Origin of the sequence: Planococcus sp. MB-3u-03 (genome assembly GCF_002833405.1) — a bacterium.
Taxonomy (GTDB): domain Bacteria; phylum Bacillota; class Bacilli; order Bacillales_A; family Planococcaceae; genus Planococcus.
Genome location: NZ_CP025124.1, coordinates 17,307 through 33,023, shown reverse-complemented (window position 1 = coordinate 33,023; position 15,717 = coordinate 17,307). Strand labels below are relative to the sequence as shown.

The following is a 15,717-nucleotide window of genomic DNA, read 5'->3' as shown; positions in this document are numbered from 1 at the left end:
GCGACCAAATCCTATACATTATTTTGTTCCATGTATTGTTCACTCTCTCTACCTCCTAGTTAGGATGTCAATATTTGGCATAGGCAAGTATAGAACAGATGAAAAGGAGTATGAAATTCCTTTTTCTCTGTCACATTCTTTAAATCTTACATAATTTCCTGCTGGCCGAAATTCTTCGTCATAAGTAATTGTGGAATTGCACACATCATATACCAAGGTGTATTTCATGAGCTTTGGGGAATATAGTGACTACTCAGCAAAATGGAGTTAGTTAATTAAGCAAGAGTAAGAATCAAAATTTGTACGTCATTTTTATTTAAATGTACTGAGAGAGGAGGATAACAGATGGCAACAGCTCATAAGGATGAAAAAAATATCAAATTGGCTTTTTTCATCAACTTGCTTTTTTCTATAGGCGAATTCATTGGGGGCTTCTTAATTAATAGCGTGGCTATTATGTCTGATGCCGTACATGACTTGGGGGATGCAACAGCATTGGGGCTTTCTTGGTTTCTGCAAAAATTCTCGAAGAAGGAAGGAGACCAAAAGTTCAGTTTCGGTTACAAGCGTTTTTCGCTGCTGGGAGCTTTGATTAATGCACTCATTTTAATTGCGGGTTCTGTTTATATTTTCTTTCAAGCCATACCTCTTCTATTCAACCCCGAGCACTCCAATGCCCAAGGAATGGTTTGGTTTGCAGTTGCAGGTGTGTTGTTAAATGGATTTGCGGCATACAGGCTACATAAAGGCAAGTCAGTAAATGAAGGCGTGCTTACTTGGCATCTATTAGAAGACGTCCTAGGTTGGGTGGCCGTACTAATAGTAGGTATTGTTTTGTTGTTCAAAGACATCCATATACTTGATCCCATTTTATCGATTGCCATTGCTTTATTTATACTGTTCAATGTTTTTCGGAATTTATCGAAAACCATGAAGATTTTGCTTGAAGGTGTACCTCAGGACATCAATTTGGATGAAGTCCATTCAAGAATTGAGAAAATTCCTGGGGTACTTTCAGTAAAGGATCTGCATATATGGTCAATTGATGGGGAGGAGCACGCAATGAATGTGTGCCTCTCGGTCACTGGAGAAAATTTGGCAGAATCAACTGCAATTAAGGAAAAGGTCCGGAGTACAATTTCGGATCTTCACATCATTCATTCCACAATTGAAATGGATTGGAAAACTCAGTGATTGCCAAGATCCTATTATGTGAATAACCAGTTGATCAATTTTACTTTTGCAAAGATATCCAATAAGGGAGGTATCGTAAATGGGGAGTGACCATGACCACGCACATGGACGCAATAAAAAAACTTTATTAATTTCTTTTTTGATTATTACGGTTTATATGGTCGTAGAAGCGATTGGCGGCTTTCTGACAAATAGCCTGGCATTGATTGCGGATGCTGGACATATGTTAAGCGATTCGATTTCCTTAGGTATTGGGTTTTTAGCTTTTACAATTGGGGAAAAGGCAGCGGATCAAGCTAAGACCTATGGTTACAAGAGGTTCGAAATCTTAGCTGCCGTCTTCAATGGAGTAACATTAGTATTAATCTCACTTTACATTTTTTACGAGGCCTACCATCGGTTTTCTGATCCGCCAGAAGTCGCTACAACAGGCATGTTGATTATTGCCATTATCGGTCTATTAGTAAATATATTGGTTGCCTGGATTTTGACCAGAGGCGGAGATACTAAGGACAATTTGAATCTTCGGGCCGCCTTCCTACACGTACTGAGTGATTTGTTGGGTTCTGTAGGAGCCATAACAGCCGCATTGCTAATAATCTTTTTCGGCTGGGCATGGGCCGATCCTTTAGCTAGTGTCGTTGTAGCCATACTTGTTTTAATAAGTGGTTGGCGTGTTACAAAGGAAGCCATTCATGTATTGATGGAAGGAACCCCCACAGATGTAAGTATCGATCGCATAACAGATACGATTGAAAAAATCCCAGGAGTAAATAATATACACGATTTGCATGTCTGGAGCATCACTAGCGGAAAAAATGCATTATCGGGCCATGTGGTGATAGAGAATGGCCTTTCTTTCGAAGAAAGCCAACTCATATTGAGAGAGATAGAGGCTGCAATGATAAAACAACAAATTACCCACATAACAATTCAATTGGAATCACAAGACCATCCCCATATAGAGTCCATTCACGGGGATTTGAAGGATTTAGAAGACTCCCGTTAGCTTTCGCAGAGGATTCATTTGAAAGTGTCTGGAATAGAGTGTTCAAAAATATTTTGATAAAAAAGAGCGACGGAAAGCCCGTCGCTCTTTTTTATTGTCCCCTTATCATTCACTTGAGTTTCAGCTCGGACTCTTTTACTGTCTCTTTTATTTTTCGTTGCTGATAAAATACTTTTGTCCACAGATAGATGGCAAACCCAAGAAATAGAATCGGTACTTGCCATCCAGTAGTACCCGTGACAAAAAAATCATAAATAGACCAGCCGAGCAAGGCCACAAAGTAAAATAGAAATCCAAAAGTTGTCGATTTATCTTGTGGCTTTTTATTTGAAGAGAGCATGATATTCCTCCTTAGGATTAGTGAAATTGCGGTAGTTCATTTTTGGAACATTGTTAATATCCTGTTTAACTGTAATACATGATTAGAAAAATCAATACCTATTGACTCCTTAATTACAGAATAAAGTTTACTAATAGTTTAACCTACTGAAGCTTTATCCGGGTATGCTTAAATATTCACAGGATCGATAAAACTTTAAGCAGAGTTTATGAAGTATTTAATTTTATATAGAAGAGAAAATTGATATTTGTTACACTGAACCGAATCTGAAAACGAGTTTGGTATTTTTGAGGAGGAAAACTGTGTGAAAAAGAGATGGGTTTCAATCCTGTTGGTGGGATTTTTACTATTCAATTTAGCAAGGCCGATAGAAGCTTCAGAGAATAATGAATTGCAAGATGAAATTATTTATGACCTATTGGTGGATCGATTCTTTAATAAGGGAATTCAAAATGATATCAATGTGAATTCCCTAGACCCTAATTCATTTAGCGGGGGAGATTTTGCAGGACTGACCAGCGAAATGCAGTACATAAAAGATATGGGGTTTACTATGATTTCCGTTGGGCCTGTCTTCTCTGCGACTTCCTATGATGGGACAGCCGTAGTGGATTACGATGAGTTAGAGTCGCGTTTTGGTACCCAGGAGGAATGGGAGGAAGTTATAAACAAAGCCCATGAACTGGATTTAAAGGTAATGATTGATCTGCCGACTCAGGAATTGAGTGAACAACATGTATGGCGGGAAAGCCATCCTGAATGGTTTGTTGAAAATGAAAATGGAACCATCGCTCTGGAGACCGCTAATCGTGAAGTACAAGATCAATTAATTGGACAATTTGAAGGCTTCATCGAAAAATATGCGATTGACGGTATTCGAATAAAAAAGGCAGATAGCTTGGATCCAGCCTTTATCACTCGATTTTCTGAAAGCCTAAAAAGCATTCGGGATCTCTATGTAATAAGCGATGATGTAACACCACCTCAAGACGGCCTTGATGCTGTGGTCATGCCAGGAATTGAGACTGCTTTAAGAGATAGCTATAAGAGTTTTAACCCTAATGAAACAGAGCTTTCCGGTTCTTGGGAAGAAGCAGAGGGCAAGCTGATTCAAGTTGATTCTCTCCTCACTTCCCGGTTCACTGCGGACACAGTCCAAGAAGGCGGCTTCCCGCCAACACGATGGAAGTTGCTTACCTTTCAATTATTAACTATGCCAGGGATTCCTGTCATACAATATGGTTCTGAAATTGCTGTTAATGGGCAAACAGCTCCTGATACCCACCCTATCTTGGACTTAGGGGTAGATGAGGAATTAATCGACCATATAGCCAACTTGACTTCTCTTCGGAATCAATCAGCAGCCTTGCGGACGGGTAGTATGGAAGTATTGCACGAGGAAGACGGCTGGTTTGTATATAAGCGGTCAAACGAAGAAGAAACCTGGATTATCGCAATTAACAATTCTTCCTCTACACAAAGTTTGACTTTGCCAGCCAGTGTAGTTGGCGACGATAAGGAATTGCGTGGATTATTCGAAAACAATATTGCGCGTCAGGATGAAGAGGGAAATTACCGGATCACTTTAGATAGAGAATTAGGAGAAGCTTTCAATATCATCGAACAAAAAGGCTTCAATAAAGCCTATATCGCAGCGTTAGTAGTCTTATACATCTCCTTCTTAACGTTCTTGTTTTTAGCTTGGCGTCGAGGAAGAAAGAAAAAGAAGGCTGCCACTGCTAAAAAATAATTCCTTCTTAAAAATTCAATACGGTCATAGCGGCTTTAGAATGGATAAAGATGCTTGGGTATATCATATATCCAAGCATCTTTATTTGATTCCGCCATCTCCTAATTAGGAGCATCGATTGGTACTTACAGAAAAAATGAATAAAAAAGCTGAGATTCTGCACTGGGAAAAACCTTGAATTAAAAACGAAATTGCAAGGTTCCTGTAACAAATGTAAAAGAGCCCCATGATACACTGATGCAGTTGGATTTTAAAATCGGGTTCCCTGAATAACAAAGTGTTTTGAAACTATTGGTGAGTCCTGGAAGACACCTGATTATAAAACGATATGTTTTAGCGCGAATTTTAAATGATGTAGCACTAACCTATACATAAAGAAATAAGAGTTAAAGTACGAGAGGGAAGTAACAATGAGAAAGCAGTGGTTAGTAACAGGTTTATCTTCTATTTTGGCATTCTCGATTTTAATGCCTACAGTAAATGCGGATAAATTGAGTGAACTCGAACAAGAGAAACAGGAAATAGAGCAAAACAGAATGATTTAAACAAAGGAATTAATAATAAAGCAAACGAAATTTCCAAGAATCAATCAGCTCTGGAAAAATCATGGAAGAAATTCAAAGCTTGGATAAACAAATTCAAGAAACGACATCAAAAGTTGCAGTTGTCGAAGGCGAAATTGAACAAACGACAGCGGAAATAAAGGATTTAAAGATTCAATCGCTAAGTTAAAGAAAAATTGATGAGCGAACAGAATTACTGAAAGAACGGGCACGAGCTATCCAAATGAGTGGCGGATCCGTTGATTATATAGATGTTTTGCTTGGGGCTGAGGATTTTGTTGATTTTATTGATCGATTTTCGGCTGTTAACACGTTAATTGAAGCCGACCGTGAAAATCATGCGTACCCAAGAAGAAGATAAAGAATTATTGGCAAATCAAAAGGCCCAGGTGGAAACCAAGCTTGCTAAGCAAGAAGAGCGTAGAACAGAGCTTGAAAACTTAGAAATGAGCTCAATGGACAAAAGCTGAACAAGACGGTCTCAAAAGATTTGAAGGCAGAACAGCAGCGATTGGCAGCAGAAAATCCGATTTAGAGCAACAACGTTCTGAAGCACTTGATGTATCAGCAGATTTAGAAAATCAAATTACCAAAGAACAAAACGTCTAGCCGAAGTAGCTAGAAAAGCTGAAGAAGAACGAAAGCGTAAGTTAGCTCAGGAACGTAAAGCAGCAGCAGAACGCAAAGCAGCAGAGCAGGCAGCAAAGAAAAAAGCACAAGAACAAAAAGCACAAGAACAGAAAGCACAAGAACAAAAAGCCGAAAAATCTGTGGAGTCTGTTGAAAGTTCATCAAAATCTACAGAATCGGCTGTATTAGCAAGCGAGCCAGAAGCTCAGGCTACCCCAGCTGTATCGTCAGGATCTCCCTTCATTCGGCCGACTACTGGGCGAGTGACATCTAACTTTGGATGGCGTGATATTGGTGATGGTCCTGAGTTTACTTCAGGCATGGATATTGCAAATGGTGTCGGTACAGCAATAACAGCTGCTGCAGATGGATATGTTTCTCATGCAGGTGTTATGGGGGGATTAGGAAACGCGGTAGTTATCACCCATTCCGTCAACGGACAAACGTTCACTACTGTATACGGACATATGAGCGCGCTTAACGTATCTGAAGGACAAAAAGTGACTCAGGGACAACGAATCGGCGGTATGGGAAGTACTGGCCGTTCTACTGGATCTCATCTTCATTTTGAAATTCATATTGGCATTTGGAATGGTTCAAGTTCAAATGCAGTAGATCCGAGAAACTATATCGGTTCTTGATAAGCAAATCTTTTCACCATGACCATATGCAAAAGAGCCAGCCATTCAGTTTTGAACGGCTGGCTCTTTTTATTAGTTGGATTCCAAGATAAAATGATGCGGGTTATACAGGTTGGCTCAATACTTGGTTTTCATGAGCCGCAGAGAATTCAATACGACAATCAATGTGGCACCCATATCTGCAAATATGGCCATCCATAATGTTAACCATCCAGGAATGATTAACAGCAAGGCTAGCAATTTCAGCCCCAAAGCAAAAGCTACGTTTTGAAAGATGATTTTCAAAGTTTTTCTGCTTAACCCAATAGTATAAGGGAGTTTATCTAAATCATCTGCCATAAGTGCGATATCTGCCGTTTCTAACGCTGTGTCAGTCCCAGCCCCGCCCATGGCAATTCCGACAGTAGAAGTTGCTAATGCCGGCGCATCGTTTACTCCATCGCCAATCATCGCAACCTTGCCAAACTGTTTTCGTAAAGATTTAATGGCATCTAATTTATCTTCGGGCATTAAATCCGATCTAACTTCAGTCAAATGAAGTTTATTGCCGATTGAAGTAGCTGCCAGTTTATTATCACCTGTGAGCATAATCGTTTTCTGAATGCCCAAATCGTATAGTTTTTGAATGATAGTAGAGCTAGCGGATCTAATCTGGTCTTCTACTGCTATATATCCTTTGATTCCAGTATGGGACCCTAACAGCATTACGGTCTTGCCGTCAGCTTGAAGCGCTTCAATACCCGCTGAAATTTCAGATGATCGTTTTAATTCAGCTGTAAACAGATGAGGGCTGCCAATGAAATACAGTTGGCCGTTGACTTCGGCTTTTGCGCCTTTGCCGGTCATCGATTGGAAGTTCTCTACTTCAGCTAAAATAATATTGGAGCTCTGCGCTTTTCGCAAAACAGCAGCCGCCAGCGGATGTTGAGAGAGGTTTTCAATGGATGCAGCTGTTTTAAGGACTTCTTTTTCAGTCATGGTTGACAGGGAAACAATATTCGTTACTTCGGGAGTTCCATGCGTTAGTGTCCCCGTTTTATCAAAAGCAATGACTTTGAGACGGCCAGTTTCTTCTAAGTGGATCCCCCCTTTAATCAATACGCCATTTCTAGCAGCATTGCCGATTGCTGTGACAATAGCGACAGGCGTAGAAATGACGAGAGCACAAGGGCACCCCACAACTAGAACTGCTAAACCGCGATAAATCCATTCGTTCCATTCCCCATTTATAAGTAAGGGGGGGAGGACAGCGACTAAAAGGGAGATAATTAATATAGCTGGTGTGTAATACTTTGCGAACTTGTCTACGAACTGCTGGGAAGGGGCACGCTCTGCCTGGGCTTCCTCAACTAAGTGAATAATCTTTGCAATCGTAGTGTCTTCAGTTCTCTTGGTGATCCGGACTTCCAATGCACCCTCTTCATTGAGTGTGCCTGCAAATACTTCATCTCCAGCACTTTTATGGACAGGCAAAGATTCGCCTGTAATTGCTGCCTGATTAATTGACGAATTCCCTTTTGCGACAACGCCGTCCATTGCCAATTTTTGTCCTGGTTTAATGATCATGATGTCACCGACCTGAATGTCCTCTACATCTACTTCGAACTCTTGTGTTCCACGTTTGATTGTAGCTGTATTAGGTGCGATGTCCATTAGTGAACGAATGGAGTTTCTTGCTTTGTCCATGGAGTAGGTTTCCAATGCTTCACTGATTGCAAACAAAAAGACTACGACAGCACCTTCTCCCCATTCGCCAATAACTGCAGCTCCAATGACCGCGATGGTCATTAACGTTGTCATATCGAATTGGAACTTAATAAGATTTTTAAGCCCTTCCTTGAAAAGACTGAGACCGCCTGTCAAAATCGCTAGACCAAAAAGGCCGATAGTAATAACTTCTTCTTCGCCAATTTGAAGTGATGATATATAGCCGAGAATCAAAAAGAAGAGAGAAACCATGGTGGTTTGATTCGCTCGTTGCTTCCAAAACGGCTCTTTGGTTTCAGGCAATCGTTGGTGTTCAGGATATACCAGGATGCCATCGAAAGAACCGGCTTGCTCTAATTGTTCAATTGAGGCTTGTCCAGCGATGGTGATTTTTGAAGCTCCAAAGTTTAGTTTCACGTCTTCAACTGTAGGAATTTCTCGGATGTTTTTTTCGAACTTAGCGGCACAGCTGGTGCAGGATAGATTTTGGAGCTTGTAAATGTGTTGGTCCTGAGTTTCGCTCATTTGTATCGGTCCTCCTCTGCATGCTCGCAAGCAATGCGGACTAACTGGTGCACATGATCATCAGCTAGTGAATAAAAAACCAATTTCCCGCGTTTTTCATAATCTGCCAATCCCATATTACGCAAATAGCGCAGATGGTGCGAAGCAGTAGCTGTGGTTGTCCCTAGAATATTGGCCACGTCACAAACACATAATTCTTTTTCCAGTGTCAAAGCATAAGCAATTTTCAGTCGGGTCGCATCAGAAAGTGCTTTGAAGATTAACTCCACCCCACGAATGCCGACCATCTTAGGTTGAACCCTTCCAATCACTTCTTCGTCATAACAGAAAGTTTGGCATGTATCATTCTTTTTACTAATTTCGATTTCCTCCATTTTTACACCTCATTCAAATGTTCGTTTGAGTATTAGTTTAGAAAGAGTTCGTTGATTTGTCAATTCTTATATTCAAACGATTGTTTTAATGTTCAAAGATTCTTGGTAGACTTTATAAGAGGGAAAGTGGCTTATTAAATAAAAACAACCCATTCTGGAGGTTTTTAGCAAATGAAAAAAATATGGATAATGGCAGTATTGATACTGCTTATGTGTTCGACTACTGTTTCTGCTCATACTGCACTCGAAAAAAGTGTGCCGAGTGATGGAGCTACAGTGACTGAAGAACTTAATGAAATTGTTCTTGAATTCAATACCGCCTTGGAGAAAGGCAGCAACTTTACCGTGGAAAACCAAGAGGGCGAGGAAGTTCCTTTCAATGTTCAGCTCTTGGAACAATCAATGAGTGGGAATCCTAAGGGCAGCATGCCTGATGGGGACTATACTGTGAAATGGAAAATAATCGGCGCGGATGGGCATCCAATTGAAGGTATTTTAAGCTTTACCGCAAAAACAGGAGAGGTGAAGAAAACAGAGGATACAGAAGAGCAAATTACAGGTTCCCTTTCAGAGGTACCAACTAAAGAAACACAAACCTTTGAAACGGATCAGCAAACTAGCGAAACGACAACATCCAGTCCTCCGTATGCCGTAATAATCATTTTTATTATTTTGGCGATAATCGCAGCTGGTACATTCATGTGGGCGCTGGAGAGGCGAAAAAGTTAAATGATCTGGCTATACATAGCTGAAATGCTTCTATATCTCTGTTTTTCGCTTTTAATTGGCTCGTTGCTTATTCACTTAGTTCCAGCCAATAAAAAGCCGGATCTGGTAATAAATAAACGCGTCCTACAAATTTCCATCTTGGGCATTGCTTTTTTATCGACAGCTCCCGTCATTCGGCTTGTAGTATTTCTATACGAAGATATCGGTCTTTTATTGACCGTTCAAAATGTAGTCGGGGAATTCGAGGTAGGGCAAGCGTGGTCAGTAACGGTTTTAACTTCTCTTTTTTTCTATTTTTTCGTATCAGTTACTCCCGTTTTTAAGAGCAAAGTATTGATCGTTGTCTCCCTCGTTTTTACTTTTCTGCTCCTTCTCGCGTTGGGATGGGGAAGCCATGCAGCTTCATTAACAGATGGAAGTGGATTTATTTTTCATACTTTACACTTTACAGCTGCAACGGTTTGGATAGGTATTTTACTTATTGTTAGCTGGTTTTCAGTGTCTTCTAAAAACTGGCTCCCATTTATAAAATGGTTCACTCCACTTGCTATCATATGTTTAATTATCATTTCGGCTTCAGGATTATATATCATGACTTTGGCGTTGAATTTAAAAGACTATACGGATGCGTGGCAAATGCCATATGGCCAAGCAATTTTAGTGAAACATTTATTAATTCTTCCAGTATTACTCTTTGCTTTCATCAATGGCGTATTCATTAGAGCGAAATTAAGCAGAGGGAAAAAGGTAAATCCATTGCCTTGGGCCAGAGCAGAAAGCGTTGTATTGTTACTTGTATTGTCGGCAACTGCAGTATTAGGGCAACAAGAACCTCCCCATTCAATCGAATCGTTTATAAGAATGAATGGAGCTTCCAATCTTTTTGCTTATTTTCATACTGGTTCGATGGATACTGCGATGCATCTGCAATTTGAGTGGAGCATTCTTGGCGTTTTATTTTTGTTTCTCGGCACAGCCTTTGGCAGTCTTGTCATTTATAGTTTTAAGCAAAAAATCCCTGTATATTTGACATTGGTGATGGGATTGTTTTGTGTGTTGAGTTTTTATGTAGGCTTAATGCTCAGCGTTGGATAATAAAAGTAGAAAAGAGGATATAAAAATGGGAAATAAATCGAAGCAATCTAAAATGAAATGGATCGTCCTAGCAACCGCTGTATTAGCAGTAATTGTATCCGTCATAGTGGTATTTCTGAATCAAGAGGAAGCACCCGCTGTAGAAACAGCACAAGTGGATGTTTCCGGACAGCCCACTTTAGGTGAGGGCAATGCTCCAGTGACAGTAGTGGAATACGGTGACTTTAAGTGCCCATCTTGTAAAGCTTGGGGAGAAATGGTATATCCTCAGCTTGTAGAGGACTATGTGGAAACAGGAAAGGTGAAGTTTTCTTATATTAATGTATTTTTTCACGGAAATGAGTCTGTATTAGGTTCTTTGGCTGCGGAGTCGGTTTATGAGCAGAGCCCAGAAATTTATTGGGAGTTTCATAAAGCTCTTTATGATGCCCAACCAGTAGAAGACCATGATGCCGCATGGATTACTCCAGAAAAATTGATGGAAGTAGCATCAGCATTTCCAGAGATTGACCAGGTTCGTCTAAAGGAAGACATCGAACAAGTGTCACAACAAGAACAGCTCCAAAAGGATGAAGCTCTAGTGGAAGAAGCTGGTGTTTCTCAAACACCTACTATTTCAGTTAACGGCCAACAATTGGAAGACCCCTTTGATTATGATGCGATCAAAGCCTTGATTGATCAAGAATTGGAAGGTGCAGAGTGATGGCGAAAGAACAAGGACAGTCTGGAAAAACGGGGATTCTACTCTATAGTGCGTGGTTTGTTTCCCTAGTAGCGATGCTGGGAAGCCTATACTTCAGTGAAGTGCAAGGTTTTATTCCGTGCGAACTTTGCTGGTATCAACGGATTGCCATGTATCCCTTAGTGCTGATTTTGGGCATTGCAACCTTTACAAACGACACTAAAGCGCCTCGTTACGTTTTGCCACTCTCCCTTTTGGGTGGGAGTATTTCCGTTCTGCACTACTTGGAACAAAAAATTCCTGGGTTTGGTGGATTCAAGCCCTGTGTCAATGGGGTTCCATGCAGCTCAGAATATATCAATTGGGCAGGTTTCATCACGATTCCATTCTTGGCATTGATTGCCTTTGTTTTAATCACGGTAACTATGCTATTACTGGCATTTAGAGAATCTCGTTCTTAATCTGTATATGCATCTCAAGTTATTCTGTCTTTGCTATGAGGTTTAAGAATTTCTATGGTTTTGGGTCTAGTAAAGATGAAAGATTAGTACTGAGGGGGGGAACGTATGGCTGTAAGAAAAAAGCAACGTTTAATTTTGAGAAGTGTTATCTTGCTTGTCATGACGGGTGCCATCATATTTACGATTTATAATGCACTAACGAAAGAGCAAAGTGAGGTATTACAGGTAGGAGACAAGGCACCTGATTTCACCTTAACTGACTTAAATGGGCAGCGCCAGCAACTATCTGAGTATAGAGGACAAGGAGTTTTTGTAAACTTTTGGGGAACTTGGTGCAAACCATGTGAGAAAGAGTTTCCATTGATGGAAAAGCAATACCAGAATTACAAGGATCAAGGCGTGCAAATATTGGCTGTAAATATTGCTCAGTCTGACTATGAAGTGAAACAATATGCAGAACAAAAAAACTTAACCTTCCCAATTGTTATTGATAAAAATAAAAGTGTAATGGAGGCATACAACATTCGCCCACTTCCTACTACCATGTTGATCAATCCAGATGGAGATATCGTAAAAATTATTACGGGTGAAATGTCGGAAGAAGACATAAGAGGGTACATGGAAGCGATTAAACCAAAAGCTTTCTGAAGAGGTTAATAAGAGAACAGCTTGCTGTTTAGGTCGCTTTGTTTTAGAGCAAAGCCCAATGAAATTTTTCCTCAGCCTTTTTATTGAAGTGTATTTAAAAAGCCCGATATATAGTTTAAGGCGATTTAAGAATCGAATGACACAATTAAATTTAAGAAGTTGAGGGAGAATTATCTTTTAAAAACTGAACTGCCCCCAACTGGTAGACACTTTAAGAAAGTGACTACCAGTTGGGGTTTTTCTGGTTATATTATTTGAAGCGTGTATATAAGCTAAACTGTGACGAATCTTTGAATCGGTCCAGGCCATTGGTCTCGATAAAATTCCGAGTAATTATTGTTAGTATACTCAGAAATTACCTCTCCAAAACTTTTGAGCTGGAAGGTTGGTTTCAAGTTCCCCACTTCCCAGGTATCTTGAAAGAGATTGAAAATATGAAAGGCTGCTCGTTTTCCAATGCCTTCTTTTCGATATTTTCTCATTACAAAAAACTCACACATTTTCATATAAGAAGGATTACTTGTATCTTCAACAGGTATCTTACGTACCAAAGCAAATCCTGCATACTTACCGTCCACTTGAAATAAAAATGGATAGTGGTTTGGTTCGTCCCAATAACAATCCAGATATTTATAGCCAAACAATCCATTTTCATCTACATCTTCAGATTCAAACTCTGAAAAATCATATTGGTACAACTCCAATAAATTCTTCAAAATCTCTTTTTGTTCCACGATTGGTTGAAAGATTTCAATTTTCATTATTATCCCCCATATATAAGTAGTTTATTTAATAGATAATAAACTTTAAATGTGAAAAAAGTGTCGAGTATAGCTAGTAATTTAAATGTTCTAATTGAAATTACGATGGAGAATTAGCAGTTACATAAATAGAAAGGGCTATTAAATTCTGGTTAAAGCCTACTTTGTTGCCCTTTTATCTATGACTCTCAAAGAGGATCCATAAAGATAGAGGAGTAAAGTGCACTTTGGTGTACTCCATATCTAAATATACAGAATAACCACTTAAAAAAGTACAGAGAGGGGCCAGAAGAGTGATTTGATTTGATCGATACGAAGAAAATCGGCTTTATTGAGGATTTACGTAGAGAGAGCTAGAGGTTATTTTAACGATACTGGAAAAAAGTCTGAACAATGAAATCACAAGGCGAATGGATGTATTGACAACGACTTTTCGAAAAAGAAAAAATAGAAGAACGCGAATCAACAGGTAAAGAATGAAAAAGATAGCTTAAAGTTCAGTGTATAAATGCGATATACTATAGAGAGAACTTGTTCATCCGAGAAACTGCAACAAACATTAAGGGGGCATTTACTTGAGATTAGAAGAGGCCAAGAAAAAGTTGGCGGCTACGTTGCCTGCTTTAAAAGGGATATCAAAAGAAGAAGAGTTTGAGCACGACCGTGAAGATCCGGAACAACGCTTTGAAGAGCGAGAAATTCGAAAAGTAACAGACCATCTGTATAGCTTAATTTATTCGGTTGAGTACCTTCAAAAACCGATTCAAGCCAGTGAAAGAATTATTAAACGGTCGGATGGACGTTATGAAATCGAAGGCGCTGAAGATTACTTTACGTCGGGCAGTCCCCTTGAAATCTGGGATGAATCACAAGAAATATACGCACGAACACGAATTGAGCATGACGGTGAGGATTACTTTGCGGTAGGCATCAAACAACCTTTGGAGGGTCTACAAGCAAGATGTCGATAATATAAGAGACTCTTTCTGCAGCAACAGCAATAAACTTAATGATGTGATTCGAAAAATAGCGAGAACCCATTTTCTTGGTCTTCAAGAGAATGGGTTTTTGTGTGCTTATTTATAAAGGGAGGATTCAGAGCGCTTCTAGAGTGGTATGATAAGAACGTGTGTTCTTTTTATTTGAAAGGAGGCGATAGCATGAAAACAACAAAACACACAAAACAAGTAGGCGCTGTCAGCGATCGAGGGTTAATTAAATGGCAAGGGATGCTGCTGACGGAACACGTCCGGTTAATCAAAGCATTCTACGAAGAAGAGGACCAGGTGTCGAAACCCGAATTGACCGAGTTTGATTTGCAAGCCATCCAGGAAGAAGTGGAAATCGCCATGAGCCGAAGATGTGAGGTCCAACTGAAGACATGGAAAAACGGCGCGTTTTTTACGCATACTGGGGTGATTCAAGAAATCGATTTGAGGAATGGGCAACTGGTTTATGAAGATACATCCGGACGGCAGCGATTGCCGGTTGAGAGCTTGGTAGGCATTCAGTTAGTGGATTGACTAAAATCGTCAAAAGAAAATGACCGATGCAACTTATTTTGCATCGGTCATTTTCTTTTTTCCCTGCCATTCTTTCAATGCAACCATGAGGTTTGCGGAATCTCCCTTGCAAAAGATGAATCCCATGTCTGAGATTCGCCTTCTGAGGGATTTATCTTTTCTTAAACGGTAGATGATATGGTTCATTTCGTCTGAGAAGCCTGTAGGGACGGGGTTTTTAGAGTACCCCGAGTTCCCTCAAGGAAACGCCTCCTTTTTGGCTGACAATTAGTGAATCCAACACTTCAATGCCAATCAGTTCGCCGGCATCCATCAATCGCTTGCTGACAGCTACGTCTTCATTGGAATATTGGCAGTCGCCGGAGGGATGGTTATGAGCTACTAGAATACTTCCGGAGTTATTCAAAATGGCGGCTTTGAATACTTCGCGTGGATGAACGACACTGGCATTCAAGCTTCCGGTGTGGCAACGATGAACCACCGAGATTTCATTTTTGATGTTCAAGCAGATGACCAAGAAAACCTCCCGGTCCTCATCTCCGATGAGAGCTTTCGCAAAATTGATGGCATCTGTGGAACTCTGAATGCGTTCGGGAAGGACGCTTTTATAGGTTTCTTCGACTTCTTTCACTTCTTGTTTAATACGTGTGATTTCAATGATTTTTTCGAGTTTCATGGGGTATCGCTCCTTTTTGTTTTGTCCGCCGGGCGGGAATGGTCCCAAAAGGGATTATTTTTTGCCTTTTGGTAAGGAGGACGGCCACACCCCATAGCCGACCAGTCAAGGGTCCCAGCGCCAAAGTTTTTTAGCGAAGCCGACCTAAAAAAGTTTGGTGCCCCTTGACTGAACACGGGCTTTGTCGGCTCCTGTCTTGGCTCGAAATAGGGATAGGGCGAAGCCAAGGAATCTGTCCGTATTTCGAGCTTAGACAGACTGGGGCTGTGTACGCTCCGGTGGCCAAAAGCAAAAAATAACGACAAAAGGCAGCCGTTTCGGCTGCCTTCCCATTTGCTCTGTCTTTTGTTGTTCGACTCGTTCACCCGTTAAGAAAACGACAGGAATCTAGGGACTGTTTCCGGCAGGT

20 protein-coding genes are annotated in these 15,717 nt (G+C 40.4%); 15 read left to right on the top strand and 5 right to left on the bottom strand.

The window, feature by feature from the left end; all coding sequences use genetic code 11:
- The first annotated feature begins 345 nt into the window (after nt 1–345).
- Nucleotides 346–1,194: a cation diffusion facilitator family transporter gene (locus tag CW734_RS00805; protein ID WP_101189074.1), complete on the top strand. Its 849-nt coding sequence runs from the start codon at nt 346–348 to the stop codon at nt 1,192–1,194.
- A 79-nt stretch (nt 1,195–1,273) separates the two neighbouring features.
- Complete coding sequence (locus CW734_RS00800) at nt 1,274–2,203, top strand: cation diffusion facilitator family transporter (RefSeq protein ID WP_068870655.1); 930 nt, start codon at nt 1,274–1,276, stop codon at nt 2,201–2,203.
- Between the two features lie 109 nt (nt 2,204–2,312).
- Here the strand turns inward: CW734_RS00800 and CW734_RS00795 are convergent, their stop codons facing one another.
- Nucleotides 2,313–2,543: a hypothetical protein gene (locus tag CW734_RS00795; protein WP_101189073.1), complete on the bottom strand. Its 231-nt coding sequence runs from the start codon at nt 2,541–2,543 to the stop codon at nt 2,313–2,315.
- Between the two features lie 304 nt (nt 2,544–2,847).
- Here CW734_RS00795 and CW734_RS00790 point away from each other — a divergent pair, with 304 nt between their 5' ends.
- The 6 genes from CW734_RS00790 (at nt 2,848) to CW734_RS18550 (ending at nt 6,127) form a co-directional block, all read left to right on the top strand.
- Nucleotides 2,848–4,293, top strand: a complete 1,446-nt coding sequence (locus tag CW734_RS00790) for an alpha-amylase family glycosyl hydrolase (RefSeq protein WP_101189072.1) — start codon at nt 2,848–2,850, stop codon at nt 4,291–4,293.
- Nucleotides 4,294–4,703: 410 nt separating this feature from the next.
- A complete protein-coding gene (locus CW734_RS19330; RefSeq protein ID WP_269801449.1) occupies nt 4,704–4,838 on the top strand; it encodes a hypothetical protein in 135 nt (44 codons plus the stop codon).
- 61 nt (nt 4,839–4,899) lie between these two features.
- Nucleotides 4,900–5,025, top strand: a complete 126-nt coding sequence (locus CW734_RS19325) for a hypothetical protein (protein WP_269801448.1) — start codon at nt 4,900–4,902, stop codon at nt 5,023–5,025.
- 54 nt (nt 5,026–5,079) lie between these two features.
- Entirely contained in the window at nt 5,080–5,217 is a 138-nt protein-coding gene (locus CW734_RS19855) for a coiled-coil domain-containing protein (protein ID WP_442956942.1), read from the top strand.
- Nucleotides 5,186–5,326: a hypothetical protein gene (locus tag CW734_RS18555; protein WP_232787004.1), complete on the top strand. Its 141-nt coding sequence runs from the start codon at nt 5,186–5,188 to the stop codon at nt 5,324–5,326. Before CW734_RS19855 ends, CW734_RS18555 begins: the two co-directional genes overlap by 32 nt.
- A 300-nt stretch (nt 5,327–5,626) precedes the next feature.
- Nucleotides 5,627–6,127, top strand: a complete 501-nt coding sequence (locus CW734_RS18550; RefSeq protein ID WP_232787003.1) for a M23 family metallopeptidase — start codon at nt 5,627–5,629, stop codon at nt 6,125–6,127.
- 117 nt (nt 6,128–6,244) lie between these two features.
- Here the strand turns inward: CW734_RS18550 and CW734_RS00780 are convergent, their stop codons facing one another.
- Nucleotides 6,245–8,359: a heavy metal translocating P-type ATPase gene (locus tag CW734_RS00780; RefSeq protein WP_101189071.1), complete on the bottom strand. Its 2,115-nt coding sequence runs from the start codon at nt 8,357–8,359 to the stop codon at nt 6,245–6,247.
- Nucleotides 8,356–8,733, bottom strand: a complete 378-nt coding sequence (locus CW734_RS00775; RefSeq protein ID WP_068487673.1) for an ArsR/SmtB family transcription factor — start codon at nt 8,731–8,733, stop codon at nt 8,356–8,358. The genes CW734_RS00780 and CW734_RS00775 overlap by 4 nt, the downstream gene beginning before the upstream one ends.
- Before the next feature lie 171 nt (nt 8,734–8,904).
- On the opposite strand from CW734_RS00775, the gene CW734_RS00770 reads away from it, so the two are divergent.
- From CW734_RS00770 to resA, 5 genes are all read left to right on the top strand, one after another.
- Nucleotides 8,905–9,462, top strand: a complete 558-nt coding sequence (locus CW734_RS00770; RefSeq protein WP_068487672.1) for a copper resistance CopC family protein — start codon at nt 8,905–8,907, stop codon at nt 9,460–9,462.
- Complete coding sequence (locus CW734_RS00765; RefSeq protein WP_101189070.1) at nt 9,463–10,557, top strand: copper resistance D family protein; 1,095 nt, start codon at nt 9,463–9,465, stop codon at nt 10,555–10,557.
- 25 nt (nt 10,558–10,582) lie between these two features.
- The gene (locus CW734_RS00760; RefSeq protein ID WP_068487670.1) at nt 10,583–11,260 is read left to right on the top strand and encodes a DsbA family protein; all 678 of its coding nucleotides are present in this window, start codon (nt 10,583–10,585) and stop codon (nt 11,258–11,260) included.
- Nucleotides 11,260–11,700 (top strand): disulfide oxidoreductase, encoded by a 441-nt coding sequence (locus CW734_RS00755; RefSeq protein ID WP_068487669.1) that lies wholly within the window; start codon nt 11,260–11,262, stop codon nt 11,698–11,700. The genes CW734_RS00760 and CW734_RS00755 overlap by 1 nt, the downstream gene beginning before the upstream one ends.
- 105 nt (nt 11,701–11,805) lie before the next feature.
- Nucleotides 11,806–12,348 carry a thiol-disulfide oxidoreductase ResA gene (resA, locus tag CW734_RS00750; protein WP_101189069.1) on the top strand — a complete coding sequence of 181 codons (543 nt, stop codon included), beginning with the start codon at nt 11,806–11,808 and terminating at the stop codon, nt 12,346–12,348.
- Nucleotides 12,349–12,620: 272 nt separating this feature from the next.
- Here the strand turns inward: resA and CW734_RS00745 are convergent, their stop codons facing one another.
- Nucleotides 12,621–13,109, bottom strand: a complete 489-nt coding sequence (locus CW734_RS00745; protein ID WP_101189068.1) for a GNAT family N-acetyltransferase — start codon at nt 13,107–13,109, stop codon at nt 12,621–12,623.
- A 575-nt stretch (nt 13,110–13,684) separates the two neighbouring features.
- Between CW734_RS00745 and CW734_RS00740 the strand changes: the two genes are divergently transcribed.
- Together CW734_RS00740 and CW734_RS00735 are read left to right on the top strand one after the other, a co-directional pair.
- Nucleotides 13,685–14,080, top strand: coding sequence for a DUF5348 domain-containing protein (locus tag CW734_RS00740; RefSeq protein WP_101189067.1), 396 nt, complete (start codon nt 13,685–13,687; stop codon nt 14,078–14,080).
- A 189-nt stretch (nt 14,081–14,269) separates the two neighbouring features.
- Nucleotides 14,270–14,632: a YolD-like family protein gene (locus CW734_RS00735; protein ID WP_101189066.1), complete on the top strand. Its 363-nt coding sequence runs from the start codon at nt 14,270–14,272 to the stop codon at nt 14,630–14,632.
- 217 nt (nt 14,633–14,849) lie between these two features.
- On the opposite strand, the gene CW734_RS00730 is transcribed toward CW734_RS00735, so the two are convergent.
- Nucleotides 14,850–15,308, bottom strand: a complete 459-nt coding sequence (locus tag CW734_RS00730) for a JAB domain-containing protein (RefSeq protein WP_101189065.1) — start codon at nt 15,306–15,308, stop codon at nt 14,850–14,852.
- Between the last annotated feature and the right edge of the window lie 409 nt (nt 15,309–15,717).